12 protein-coding genes and 3 pseudogenes are annotated in these 13,089 nt (G+C 39.4%); 8 read left to right on the forward strand and 7 right to left on the reverse strand.

Translation table 11 applies throughout. The features are described 5' to 3' along the window. Positions 1–3 precede the first annotated feature (3 nt). Positions 4–2,268: a bifunctional glutamate--cysteine ligase GshA/glutathione synthetase GshB gene (gene gshAB / locus ACXYSL_RS07530; protein ID WP_458624394.1), complete on the reverse strand. Its 2,265-nt coding sequence runs from the start codon at positions 2,266–2,268 to the stop codon at positions 4–6. A 376-nt stretch (positions 2,269–2,644) separates the two neighbouring features. Between gshAB and ACXYSL_RS07535 the strand changes: the two are divergent. Then, positions 2,645–3,714, forward strand: a pseudogene (locus tag ACXYSL_RS07535) (IS3 family transposase); the annotation flags it as partial. Between the two features lie 572 nt (positions 3,715–4,286). Here the strand turns inward: ACXYSL_RS07535 and ACXYSL_RS07540 are convergent. The 3 genes and pseudogenes from ACXYSL_RS07540 to ACXYSL_RS07550 form a co-directional block, all read right to left on the reverse strand. Beyond that, positions 4,287–4,670 carry a tyrosine-type recombinase/integrase gene (locus ACXYSL_RS07540; RefSeq protein ID WP_458624447.1) on the reverse strand — a complete coding sequence of 128 codons (384 nt, stop codon included), beginning with the start codon at positions 4,668–4,670 and terminating at the stop codon, positions 4,287–4,289. Positions 4,671–5,009: 339 nt separating this feature from the next. Then, entirely contained in the window at positions 5,010–6,218 is a 1,209-nt protein-coding gene (locus ACXYSL_RS07545; RefSeq protein ID WP_458624395.1) for an ATP-binding protein, read from the reverse strand. 508 nt (positions 6,219–6,726) lie between these two features. Beyond that, positions 6,727–6,885 (reverse strand): annotated as a pseudogene (locus tag ACXYSL_RS07550) (site-specific integrase); the annotation flags it as partial. A gap of 142 nt (positions 6,886–7,027) precedes the next feature. On the opposite strand from ACXYSL_RS07550, the gene ACXYSL_RS07555 reads away from it, so the two are divergent. The 5 genes and pseudogenes from ACXYSL_RS07555 to ACXYSL_RS07575 all read left to right on the forward strand — a co-directional run. Then, the gene (locus ACXYSL_RS07555; RefSeq protein ID WP_458624448.1) at positions 7,028–7,540 is read left to right on the forward strand and encodes a GNAT family N-acetyltransferase; all 513 of its coding nucleotides are present in this window, start codon (positions 7,028–7,030) and stop codon (positions 7,538–7,540) included. A gap of 234 nt (positions 7,541–7,774) precedes the next feature. Then, complete coding sequence (locus ACXYSL_RS07560) at positions 7,775–8,461, forward strand: XRE family transcriptional regulator (protein ID WP_458624396.1); 687 nt, start codon at positions 7,775–7,777, stop codon at positions 8,459–8,461. 3 nt (positions 8,462–8,464) lie between these two features. Beyond that, complete coding sequence (locus ACXYSL_RS07565; protein ID WP_458624397.1) at positions 8,465–9,880, forward strand: Y-family DNA polymerase; 1,416 nt, start codon at positions 8,465–8,467, stop codon at positions 9,878–9,880. Beyond that, positions 9,877–10,239 carry a hypothetical protein gene (locus ACXYSL_RS07570; protein ID WP_007522345.1) on the forward strand — a complete coding sequence of 121 codons (363 nt, stop codon included), beginning with the start codon at positions 9,877–9,879 and terminating at the stop codon, positions 10,237–10,239. Before ACXYSL_RS07565 ends, ACXYSL_RS07570 begins: the two co-directional genes overlap by 4 nt. Beyond that, positions 10,232–10,429, forward strand: a pseudogene (locus tag ACXYSL_RS07575) (DUF5960 family protein); the annotation flags it as partial. The gene ACXYSL_RS07570 and the pseudogene ACXYSL_RS07575, both read left to right, overlap by 8 nt. 122 nt (positions 10,430–10,551) lie before the next feature. Here the strand turns inward: ACXYSL_RS07575 and ACXYSL_RS07580 are convergent. From ACXYSL_RS07580 to ACXYSL_RS07590, 3 genes are read right to left on the reverse strand one after another with little or no spacing between them, the layout of a single operon-like run. Further along, complete coding sequence (locus tag ACXYSL_RS07580) at positions 10,552–10,884, reverse strand: hypothetical protein (RefSeq protein WP_458624398.1); 333 nt, start codon at positions 10,882–10,884, stop codon at positions 10,552–10,554. A gap of 10 nt (positions 10,885–10,894) precedes the next feature. Beyond that, positions 10,895–11,437: a DUF3278 domain-containing protein gene (locus ACXYSL_RS07585; protein ID WP_458624399.1), complete on the reverse strand. Its 543-nt coding sequence runs from the start codon at positions 11,435–11,437 to the stop codon at positions 10,895–10,897. A 14-nt stretch (positions 11,438–11,451) separates the two neighbouring features. After that, positions 11,452–11,646: a helix-turn-helix transcriptional regulator gene (locus ACXYSL_RS07590; RefSeq protein ID WP_001082467.1), complete on the reverse strand. Its 195-nt coding sequence runs from the start codon at positions 11,644–11,646 to the stop codon at positions 11,452–11,454. Between the two features lie 163 nt (positions 11,647–11,809). Here ACXYSL_RS07590 and rsmH point away from each other — a divergent pair, with 163 nt between their 5' ends. Continuing rightward, positions 11,810–12,760: a 16S rRNA (cytosine(1402)-N(4))-methyltransferase RsmH gene (gene rsmH / locus ACXYSL_RS07595; protein ID WP_009730646.1), complete on the forward strand. Its 951-nt coding sequence runs from the start codon at positions 11,810–11,812 to the stop codon at positions 12,758–12,760. Between the two features lie 10 nt (positions 12,761–12,770). Then, positions 12,771–13,088, forward strand: coding sequence for a cell division protein FtsL (gene ftsL / locus ACXYSL_RS07600; RefSeq protein ID WP_000840795.1), 318 nt, complete (start codon positions 12,771–12,773; stop codon positions 13,086–13,088). Position 13,089: the final 1 nt, after the last annotated feature.

Here is a 13,089-nt window from a genome sequence, read left to right on the forward strand (position 1 = left end):
GTTTTAGGTTTGACTTGTGGTAACTTCTGGAAAAAGCTTGTCTAGGATTTTTGGAGTGATAGCTTGTCCAGGACCTTCAGCACAGTAGGTGTGAATATACATAGAGGGATTGAAGTTGAGCTCGATACAAGTGCAATGAGGTTTTTCCTTGCTAGCAGGCTGAGTTCTATCTGGAATGATGAGGTCAACCCCGCAAGCCCAGGCCCCCATGCTAGTTGCCATAGCTGCTGCCAATTCTTGGTAAGAGGAATCTATTGTCTCAGTGACATCAATAGAGTCACCACCCGTAGAGATGTTGGAGTTACGGCGGAGATTGACCTTTTTCCCTTCTGGGAGAATATCATCAGGTGCATAACCTTGCTGAGTCAACATCAATTGTTCGATGTCTCCTAGCTTAATGATTTCCAGAGGTGAGCGGTGGTCACGGCCTCGCAATGGATTGGCATTTTTCTGAGCGACTAATTCACGAATGGTGTGTTTGCCATCACCGACAACATTAGCAGCGACACGAAGGAGGACAGCCTCACAACGCCCGTCCAGAATGAAGAAACGGTATTCGGTTCCTGGGATAAATTCTTCAACAAGAACAGCTGTATCTTCTGCAAAGGCAATCTCGAGAGCTTTCTTATAGTTATCAAGGCTGGCAGGCTCTTGGAAAATGGAAATGCCCAGACCGAAGTTGGTTGATTTTGGTTTAACCACAATTTGTTTGCCCTTGATAAGAGGATAGTAGGCTAGACCTTGTTCTAGACTGGTAAATTCGTCGCCGGCAGGGACAGGGAAGCCAGCATCAGCCAGGATTTTTTTGGTCACGGTTTTATTAGCCATGGCAAGAGGAACTACATAGTTGTCTTTTGAGGTCATGTTACCATTTTTGACGTACTCAACATGATCTTTATGCCAGAGTTTAAGGAATTGATCCTGCTCATCTAGGATTTCAAAATGAAGCCCTTTTTGAATGGCATCAAAGAGCAGCATCTGGGTAGAAAGTTCCATCTCCTCATAACCCTTAAGGGCATAGTGGGCAGTCCAGTCGTAATCATGATAGGCAAGCGCCTTGTCAAGGGCAAAGTCAGAAAGGGACTTGTCTTTGATATGAGGAAGAAGTTGAGCAGCTAGTGTCTGACTGGAATCTGAAAAGGCATCTTTAACTTGTTTGACCAGACCTCGATGATAGTCACCAAGCCCAAAATGTTGCACCAGTTGGTCTAGAGCTGTCGTAATGTTCTGAGTTTCAGCTTCAGAAGGTAGAAGTTCTAAAGGATGAGAGAGGGCAATTTTTTCATTCAGCGCATGACCTTGAGCCAGAGCCTGATCAACATTTTCAGGGGTATCCAGCCAGAGGAAGGCTAGAAGGAGTAGGTGTACGGTATCCATGGTAGTTTGGCTAATACCGATACGCTCAAAGGGGTTGAGGTCGAAGTTACGGAATTCTAGGTAGGTGATTCCCTTGTCAAGGAAGGAGCGATTAACCTTTTGTCCACGGAAACGAACAGCCGAGTAAAATTCCTTTTCCGCAATCAAATCACCTTGTTCGATATAGTTTTCGATGGCAGAGACATAGTCTTCTAGGCTTGCAAAAGATACTTGTATTTCTTCCTTATTGACATAACCATGGTCGCTGTTTCGGAAGGAACGCACGAGTTCTGGCACTTCTTGGTCGAAGAAGCCTTGCTCAGCAACAGGTGCAGCACCAAAGAGATAGGTAATCACCCAACGATAGCGCAAATAGTTCTGAGCCAGCTTGAGATAGAGGGCGTTTTTGAAAGCAATTATATCAATCTGGTCACTTTCTTGGAATAGGGCTTCAACCAAATCTTTCCCTAGTTCCATATTATAGTGGATACCTGAGATAGCTTGTAGTTTAGTTCCGTATTTTTCGGCTAGGTAGTTACGATAATGGCGTTCAAATTCATTTTCCAGTTGGGCAACTTGGATTTCTTGGGCGTTGATACGAGGAGGCATGGACAAGGGCCAGAGAAGTTCATCTTTACTGATGGAACGTCCAGCTACATCGGTAATGGCTCCAAGAAATCGACGAGCCTCAGTGGTAGATTTAGCAACTGGTGTGATGAGTTCCATCTGAAACTCACAAAAATCTGTTTGAATATAAGGGTGGAAACTTCGAGCTCCTAGGCAGGAAGGGTGAGGCGTATGTGCTAATTTTCCCTGTATATCGACACGAAGACTTTCGCGTTCAATTCCAAAGTTAGCTTGAAGGATAGGGCTAGTAGGCTCCAGCTTTTGAAGCAGTTGATTTATAGTCATAGAGTCACCTTTTCATCTAATGTAAGTAATAGTATATTATAATAGGGCAAAGAAAACAACTTTCCGCTACGGTTAAGGGGAATTTTCGAATGTTTTAGATAAGAATTCTTAAAACCAGTTGCTTTTTAGCTCTATTATATGCAAAAATTGTAAAATACCCACCGATTTTTATGTAAAATGTTATTTCTCTTGCAATTTAAATCAAATTAGCCTATACTAATGACGTATATATGAGAACGAAAGAATCCCTAGGGTCGGCACTGCACCCATAAAATGAGACACAAGAAAACACTCCTGTTGTGGTAAACTAGAAACAGGGGTGTTTTGTTATGGTCAAAAAGCATATTCAGTAGAAACTAAGCTAGCCTGTATCGAAATGAAGAAGGCAGGCAAATCAAATAAAGTTATCATGGATACCCTCAGCATCAAAAATGCTAGTCAGGCCAAGACCTGGTAGCGATGGTATCAGAATGATGAATTGTACCGTTTCCACCAACCCGTGGGGAAACAATATACTTATGGTAATGGGATGAAACAGTTATCTGAAGTGGAACAGTTACGATTGCAGGTAGAATTACTAAAAAAGTATCAGAGCTTGATAAGAGAATCGACAAAGTAAGTCTTATCAAGCTAGTAGAAGAGTATAAGAAAACGTTCCCTGTATCTATTATTTTAGAATGTTTCGGCGTCAAACGCTCCACCTTTTATCGCTGGAAACAGGAGTGTAAGAATTCTCAGAAAAGAGGCGAAATAGCAGATAAAATCGAACAACTCTGTATAGAAAATCACTTTATTTACGGCTATCGAACCATCACTCGCTTACTAAAGAAAGTTTATAACCTCGTCGTTAATCGCAAGAAGGTCTATCGTATCATGAAGGAAAAGGGCTACCTTTGCCGTGCCCGTCCCAAGAAGGAACCTAAATTAGGGAAGCCTTACCATGTAACAGACAATAAGCTGGATCGTGATTTTCAAGCAGACAAGCCTATGGAGAAGCTTGTCACAGATATTACTTATTTATACTTAGGTAAATGTAAGCTATACTTGTCCTCCATCATGAATCTTTATAATCGTGAGATTGTGGCTTATACCATCTCAGATTGTCAGGATACGGACTTTGTGTTGGACACGCTCCATCAATTGGAATTACCTCAAGGAGCGATCTTACACAGTGATCAGGGATCGGTTTACACCTCAAAAGCTTACTATCAGGCTTGTGTAGAAAAAGGCATCACCCGCTCCATGTCCCGTAAGGGAACACCAGCAGATAATGCCTGTATCGAATGGTTTCATTCCGTCCTAAAGTCTGAAACCTTCTATCTCCATAAGTGAAGAAACATAACTGGAGATAGTATAACAGATATTGTCAAAAATTACATCATATTTTATAATGAAACTAGAATTCAACAAAAATTGAATGACCAGTCCCCTGTAGAGTACAGAGAATTGGTCGTAGAAGGGGTCCAGCAACCGAAGGGCGCTAGCCTTCAAATTTTCCTCCCAAAATGTGTCCAAAATATTGATAGAATTCCAGTTTTTGATAAGTCCGTTTAAAAAGACGAATCATCTTCTATTATATATTATTTTCTAAGTCAAAAATGATATAATAAAATGCAGAAACGGTTATATGAGGACTTTGTCAAGATTTTTTGGAAAATCCAGATGTTGTTTTTTTTCTCTACCTATTTTTCTAAAACTGGGGAAAATCTGATATAATAAGCTTTGTAGGTGTATTATATTAATACTTACAGAACCGAACTATTCCCCTATTTAAGAAATATTGATTCAAATTTTATGAAATCAATCAGTAAATATCGTTCATAAAAACCTTGATATTACGCTATTTTTAGTCCAACTGAAACTCATACTTTCCAAACCAGGTCTTAAGAAAGCTCGTAAAGCATCACAATTCTCAAAACGTTAATCAATACGATTATATCAACGTTTCAAAGCACTCAAAAGTTTACCTTATGGGTGCTTTTTTCGTGTTTTTTTGAAAAGTTTACCTTATTTTCACCTCATTGTTTTAGAGACTTTAAAGCAAATTCACCAACTGCCATAGGAACTACATTAGAAGTGTTGACATAAATTTGAGTTGTGCCTGTCTCACTATGTGTTAGAGCCTCAGAAATAGCTTCAATAGATGTTCCAGCCGTTGCCCCTGTATGTCGTAATTTATGAGGTGTAGCGTGTGCTAACTCTTTGTGACGTTTTCGAATGCTTTTCATTTTGTTATTTAGGTAATCAGAGTGGAGAGGTTTGTTTATGTTTTCCTTTGTATCTATATAGGTAAAGACAAATTGTTCTGGATTGCTGATGATACCGAACTGTGCTAGTTCGTATTTTTGTTGTTTTTTCCAAGAGGTATGAAGTTGAAGTAAGTCATTAAAAATAGAGAAAATAGGATAGCAAAAACTCTATTTGCGGAGAAAATGAAGCAAATATTTCCATAATAAAACGCATAATATCAAGGTTGTTCATTCAATCCTTGATATTATGCGTTTTTCTGATTTTAAAGCCTGATTGCTCAGTCTCTTTATAGTCTGTTTGATTATTAAATCGTTATTAAAATTCAATGGAGATTCGTCATTATGAGTAATAATAGTTCTTCCAGAAGTTATAGATTCCACTTTATCCCATTAGATAGTGTGTTCTAAATTCACTATATCTTGTTAGGTTTTAGGGAGAATCATTGATAACAGACTGTTGCAAATCTAGTTAGCTATATGATTTATACTTATTTACTTTTCTAGTAACCAATCTATGATATTTTTTTTCTCAATTCCATTGTAATTTGCTGTTGGCTGAATTGTATCCATTGTTAATAGATATTTTGGGAATTGATCTTTAATGGCTTCTAGTGGTCTAAGTTCTCTTTCTAGTGTTTCTGGAGCAAGTGTTGTTTCACTGACCTGATAATAAGCGTAGTGACCAAGATCAGTTACAACAACAAAATCAACCTCATATTTATCTAAATTACCAACATATACTTGTGAATATCTACGTCTCAATTCCAAATAAACAATATTTTCCAAGATATGACCAATATCTTCTTTGTGGTCTGGCAATAAGAGGTGTCGTAAACCTAAATCAACGGGATAATATTTTTCTAAGCGTTGTAATAATGCTCTGCCTTTTACATCAAAACGTGGAACGGAATAAAAAAGTAAACTGTCTGTCAAAGTCGTCAAATAATTTTCCAAAGTATTGTGGGATATTGAAACATTTTGGCTGACAAGGGTATTGCGAATCTTATTTGTTGATATTAAGCTACCTGTACTACTGAGAAGGGTTCGGACAATGCGCTCAATAATAGTAGGATTTGGATTTCCCAATCTAGTGACAATATCATTTAACAGTATTGAGTTATATATTCCTCTGAGATAATCAATTTTTTCAGCGTAAGATGATGTTTGCAATAAGTAAGGGAAAGCACTAAAGAGATAATTGTTAAAAATTTCTGTTGTATTCAGATTCTCTGAGAGAGATTGACCTGATAGATATTCTTCAAATGACAAAGGAAGAACCTCTATCTCAACATACCTACCAGTCAAGTTTGTTGCTAATTGGCTACTCATAAAGTAGGCGTTAGATCCAGTCAAATAGAGGTCTACATTTGGTAAGATGAATAGACTATCTGCTACCAGTTCAAATTTTTCAACATGTTGAATTTCATCTAAAAAGATATAGTATGTTTTTTCCTCAACTAATCTTTCTTTTATATAAGCGAATAATGTTTGAAAATCTCGCAGGTCATAATAACTCAGATCTTCAAAATTGATGGATATGATTTGATCCTCGTCTACTCCAGCTGCTAGTAACTCCTCTTTATAGAGTTGAAAGAGAACAGATTTACCAGCTCGTCTAACTCCACTCACAACTTTGATGATTGGCCGATCACGATGTCTTCTTAAAAAGTCTAAATAATGTGGTCTTTTAATATAATTCATAATAGTTACCTCAAAGATAGTATAATACAAATAGTAATTATTTTCAAATATTTAGAAATAATCTGTTATTTGTTTTGTTATTTTTAAATATCTAGAAATAATATCTTCAGAATAGAAAAAGAAATTGTCCAGGAATGAAGAAACTGTACATTTGTTGTTAAACTGTACATCATCTTTGTGATACAGTAGTTCGTCTTTCTTAATTACATAAGCTCCGAAAACTAAAAAAGTGATAACCCTTTGATAACCTCTCGATTTTTAAAAGGGTTATATATGTAAGGATTGAGGATTTATCTCTCAAAAGAACTTGAGTTTAGTGATAATTTACCATAAATATCATGATGTAGAAAAAACCAGGTCTTAAGAAAGCTCGTAAAGCATCACAATTCTCAAAACGTTAATCAATACGATACTATCAACGTTTCAAAGCACTCAAAAGTTTACCTTATGGGTGCTTTTTTCGTGTTTTTTTTGAAAAGTTTACCTCAAAGTTCACCTTATTTTTACCTTATTGTTTTAGAGACTTTAAAGCAAATTTTCCAACAGCCATTGGAATCACATTAGAAGTGTTAACATAGGTCTTAGTTGTAATCGTATCACTATGGGTTAGCGCTTCAGAAATTTCTTCAAGCGAAACTCCAGCTTGTTTTGCTGGTGTGGTGCTTGAACATTATGCTTATCCATAGTATTTTGTGTTATAATGTAGAAACTATACAGAAAATAAAAGAATCTCTTTAAATTCTGTAAATTTCACTTTGTGTAAACATGAGAAAATGTTGAATGTAGATAATGATGGGAGAGGGCTTGCAATGATCAGTTTAGAGTTGTTGTCTGAAGAAAATAGTCTAGACGTTTATTCTTTTGAAAAAGAAAATCGAGAGTATTTTGAACGAAATTTACCTCCTAGACCAGCTAACTATTTTGATTTAGAAGGTTTTAAAGAAATTACAAGGGAATTGTTAACGGAACAAAGGAATCGTGATGTCTATATGCATCTTATTAGAGATTCGCAAGGCGTTATGGTCGGAAGAATCAATTTAAGTGTTTTAGAGAATGATCGAACAACAGCAGAGCTTGGGTATAGAATTGGGAAAAATGTCACCAATTTAGGCTATGCAAGTGAAGCAGTTAGGCTCATTTTAGACAAGGCCTTTACGACTTATGTTTTCAATAGAATCATTGCAGGAACGGCAACGGGTAATCTAGCCTCTCAGAGGGTGCTTTTAAAAAATGGCTTCACCTTTAGTAGAATGATAGAAAATGACTTACACATTCATAATGAGTGGGTTCATACAGCAGTATTTGAGATAAGGAGACCATAATATCATCAATTCCGGTCTATTAACAAGGTTAATGGAGGCATCAATCTTTCCAGACATTTAAGAATTTACTCTTGGATGTCTTTTTTTGTTCAAAATAGATAAGTGTTGTTGCTTAAACTTGATTTTCCCAGTGGACAATCGTCCACTTTTTTTATATAATAAAACTAAACCAAAATGGTTGAGTTTCAAAACAGAGTCAACCTGCAACGAAAGCATCACACTAGGAGGTGAATCATGTACCAACCAGAAAAACTCAAGGCTCGGAGAAAAGAGTTAAAATTGACACAGAAGGAAATTGCAGAGGAATTAGGGATTAGTTTTCAGGCTTACTCCGCTTGGGAACGCGGGATTAAGGAACCATCCAAGGAGAAGGTTGCTCAACTAGAGAAGATTTTAAAAGTGGCAAAAGGCTATTTTACTCAGATTGAGATCGTCCATCTCTACAATAGCCTTTCCAAGCAAGGGAAGGATAAGGTTGTGCTTTATGCTCGCAACCTAGCTCAAGAGGAACAAGCCCAGAAGGTTATGGATATGCCAAAACGACTCTACGAATATCGTGTCTATGAACGCATGTCAGCAGGGATCGGGGCTTCGGTCTATGATGATCGGAATTTTGATACGGTTTACTTTAATGAGGAACTAGCCCACGATTTTGCTTCCTGGGTGGCTGGGGACTCCATGGAACCTAAATATCAAAATGGTTCCGTGGCTTTGATTCGAGAGACCGGATTTGATTATGATGGGGCGGTTTATGCACTGGTTTGCAACAACCAGACCTATATCAAACGGGTCTATCGTGAGGAAGATGGCTTGCGTCTGGTCTCTATCAATCCCAAATACAAGGATATTTTCATCTCCTATGAGGAAGATCCTCGGATTGTGGGGATTATCGTTGGGAATTTTGTGCCGATGGAGGGCTAGCTCATGGGCTACTTTGATTATTCCAGAGAGCCCAAAAGTGATATTGCCTTTGTCGATATGAAATCCTTTTATGCCAGTGTCGAGTGTGTGAAAAGAGGCTTGCATCCGCTGAAGACCTCACTTTGTGTCATGAGTCGCGCGGATAATTCAACTGGCCTTATCCTAGCCTCCTCTCCCATGTTTAAGAAGATTTTTGGCAAGTCCAATGTTGGTCGGGCCTATGATCTGCCCTTTGATATCAAGACCCGCAAATTTTCCTACTATAACGCCAGAAAGCAGGGGTTGCCTACAGATTCAGACTATGTGCGCTATATTGAAGATTGGGCACAAGTCACCTTGATTGTCCCTCCTCGGATGGACGAGTACATAGCGGTCAATATGGAAATCCAGCGAATCTTTCAAAACTATGGTAGTCCAGATGATATTTATCCCTACTCTATCGATGAGGGCTTTATTGATCTGACTAGTTCGCTCAACTATTTTATCCCAGACAAGAGTCTCTCTCGCAAAGACAAGCTGGATATGCTTTCTGCTCGTATCCAGAGGGATATTTGGAGGCAGACAGGGATCTACTCTACGGTGGGAATGTCCAATGCCAATCCCTTACTGGCTAAGTTGGCTCTGGATAATGAGGCCAAGCATACCCCGACCATGAGGGCTAACTGGTCTTACCAGGATGTGGAAGAGAAGGTCTGGGCTATTCCCAAGATGACAGATTTTTGGGGGATTGGCAGGCGGATGGAGAAACGCTTGCATGCTCTGGGGATTTTTTCCATCAAGGAATTGGCAACCAGCAATCCAGACCAGCTAAAGAAAGCTCTGGGTCAGGCTGGTCTGCGTTTGTGGTTTCATGCTAACGGAATTGACGAGAGCAATGTTCATAAGCCCTATAAAGCTAAGTCCCAAGGTTTGGGAAATTCTCAAATCTTGCCGAGAGACTACGTGAAGTTACGGGATATCGAAATTATTCTCCGAGAAATGGCAGAGCAGGTGGCTGTTAGACTGAGAAGGGCGGGCAAGAAAACAACCCTTGTCTCTATTTATGTTGGTTTCTCTAAACAGGAGGTTAGGCCGTCTATTCACACACAAATGAAAGTCGAACCTACCAATAATACGGTTATCTTAACGGATTATGTTTTGAAGCTATTTTATAACAAATACACTTCTGGGGCGGTCAGAAGTGTCGGAGTCAACTATTCAGGATTTGTGGACGAGTCCTTTGGTTTGATTTCCCTCTTTGATGATGTTGACAAGTTAGAAAAAGAAGAAAGGCTCCAGACGGCCATTGACTCCATTCGGGAACAATTTGGCTTCACTTCTCTCCTAAAGGCCAATGCACTGGAAGAAGCCTCTAGGAGTCTTGCCAGAAGCAAGCTGATTGGTGGGCATTCTGCTGGAGGATTAGATGGATTACAATGATTGATCGTTCTTATTTACCTTTTCAATCTGCGCGAGACTATCAAGATCCAGGGATGCAGAAGTGGATGGGCTTTTTCCTCTCGGAGCATACCAGCTCGCTTGGTGACGAAAAAAATCGTGTTGATTTTTCGACGAATTTGAATTCAGTTGAGAAGCTACTCTTGCTTTCTCAGCTTTATGTTGGTCAATTGAAGGGATGTTTTGTTGTCAAGGAAAGAAAGCAAAAAACGACAATCATCGGTGAGGTGAGCGAATTATCACCTCAAACTCTATCTATTAGGACAAATGAGGGATATAGGCTGGTAGAGATTGTAGATGTCCTCGAAATTCGACTGTGGGAGGAGGGAGTTTATGACTAGAAAAGAGCTGTATGAAAACAAACTGCAGATGGATTATTTTTCAGATAATTATATCCGTTTTGAAGAGGATTTTCAAAAATACTCTGCCATGAACGTGCCCTTGACTTTCTTGATTGACGACATCCTACGAACCATGGCGATGAATCAGAAAAACTACTTCGTCTTAAACAAGGAAAATGCCAAGGATGGGGGCATACTGACTCCGAAAAGTTAGACAAATAATTTAAGTAAAGGCTTTAGCTCTGTATTGCATAGGATTAGGTCATATTAGTTTGATCTTTATTTGTTTGTTGTTGCAGTAATTGATGTAGTTTACAATAGCTTTTGATGTACTTCTTTAACCACTTGATAAAAGTTATAGAAGTAGACCAAACTTGAGATGATGGTTACGACTAGGAATATTGAAAATTTCCATTGGACAGGGTTGGTTAGAAGCTGTGGAAAGGATATAAGGAGGAAGAAGAGGGCGGCGTTGAGGACAGGTACCCGTTTTGATTGCATTTTCTCAAGTCCTTTATTGAGTGCAGGAAGAAAGAGGAGTAAGAGTATTAAAACTGTATGAGAAACAGCTCCTGAAACAAGGGCGAAGGAAAGGAAAATACTGATAAAAACATGACCGATCAGTAGTCTAGCTAGTGATTTCATAAGGCACCTCCTAGTCGTCTTCTTGCTCTTTCTTGGCTTTTCGAATGCGAAGAGAGACAACAATTTGCATCATCAGTCCAAAAAAGAACGCTCCCAGTATAGTTTTTAAAATATGTTTTGAATTCAGAAGAGAACTGATGAAATTTGGATTTTCACTGGTTAGGGTATCGATGAGTGGCATTATAAAAAATATCGCTATGCCGTAGATCAGACCGGCTTTTAGAGCCGGAAAATGTAGCTGTTTACTTTCTTTTTGACTCAGCATTTCGGGATCAATAGCTGTGATGCCCGTTTTCTTGGTTTGAGAGACCACATAGAGGGCAGCTACCATCGAAATGCCAAACACCACGAGAGGATAACCGATAGCGACAATTTGCGGGTATTTATAAGCAAGGACAAAGGGAATGAGATTGCCAAATGTCATCAGATAAAAGAGGACAATAAAAACCTGATTCCCGATACGATCGGCCTCGTGCCGTTTGTGTTCGTCAAGAGGGCCAGAAATTCTGTAAATGCGTTTGATGAGTTTTTCAGTGAGAGTTTCTTTTTTCATTTTTCTTCTCCTTTTTAAAAATCATCCTCCCAAAAGAGACTGTTAAGGTCAGTTTGGAGGCTGCGGGCGAGATTGAGACAGAGTTCCAGGGTTGGATTGTACTTGTCGTTTTCAATCATATTGATGGTCTGTCTCGAGACACCGATATCCTTGGCGAGATCGAGCTGAGAAATGCCCAGTTCCTTGCGGAATTCTTTGACACGATTCATAGGGTCTCCTTTTTGATATGTCGCATATATTTGACTATATTATATTCTTTTGGAGGTGAGGCGTCAAGTATATATGACATTTTTTGGGGGAATTTTTTTCGAAGAAACTTAGCCTCGTCTGACAAGTGCAAGCTGGTCGGATTTGTGGTAAAATAGATAAGATATGACAAAAGAATTTCATCATGTAACGGTCTTGCTTCATGAAACGATTGATATGCTTGACGTAAAACCTGACGGTATCTACGTTGATGCGACTTTGGGAGGTGCGGGCCATAGCGAATATTTATTAAGTAAATTGAGCGAAAAAGGGCATCTCTATGCCTTTGACCAGGACCAGAATGCCATTGACAATGCGCAAAAACGGTTGGCACCCTATATCGAAAAAGGGATGGTAACCTTTATCAGGGATAACTTCCGTCATTTGCAGGCACGTTTGCAGGAGGCTGGTGTCCAGGAAATTGATGGAATTTGTTATGACTTGGGAGTGTCCAGTCCTCAGCTGGATCAGCGTGAGCGTGGCTTTTCTTATAAAAAGGATGCGCCACTGGATATGCGGATGAATCAGGAAGCTAGTTTGACGGCCTATGAGGTGGTCAATCATTATGACTATCATGACTTGGTTCGGATTTTTTTCAAATATGGCGAGGACAAATTCTCTAAACAGATTGCCCGCAAGATTGAGCAGGCGCGTGAGGTGAAACCAATCGAGACGACGACTGAGTTGGCAGAGATTATCAAGTCTGCCAAACCTGCCAAGGAACTCAAGAAAAAGGGGCACCCTGCCAAGCAGATTTTCCAGGCTATCCGAATCGAAGTTAATGATGAGCTGGGGGCGGCAGATGAGTCTATCCAGCAGGCTATGGATATGCTGGCTCTGGATGGTAGAATCTCAGTCATTACTTTCCATTCGCTGGAAGACCGCTTAACCAAGCAATTGTTTAAGGAAGCTTCAACAGTGGAAGTTCCCAAAGGCTTGCCCTTCATTCCAGATGATCTTAAGCCTAAGATGGAATTGGTATCCCGTAAGCCAATCTTGCCAAGTGCAGAAGAGCTAGAAGCCAACAACCGTTCGCATTCAGCCAAGTTGCGCGTGGCCAGAAAAATTCACAAGTAAGAGGAAAAACATGGCAGAAAGAATCGAAAAAACAAGCCAGTTATTGCAAACGAAGTTTAAGGGTTTTTCACGTGTGGAAAAGGCCTTCTATGTTTCGATTGCTGCAACAATGATTATCCTGGCAATTAGTGTTGTGTTTATGCAAACCAAGCTATTACAAGTTCAGAATGAATTAACTAAGGTTAATGCTCAAATCGAAGAAAAGAAAACCGAGCTCGACGATGCTAAGCAAGAGGTCAATGAATTGATTCGTTCAGAGCGTTTGAAAGAAATTGCAAACTCCAAGGATTTGCAGCTGAATAACGAAAATATCCGAGCGGCGGAGTAAG

This window comes from Streptococcus sp. V913 (assembly GCF_054353455.1).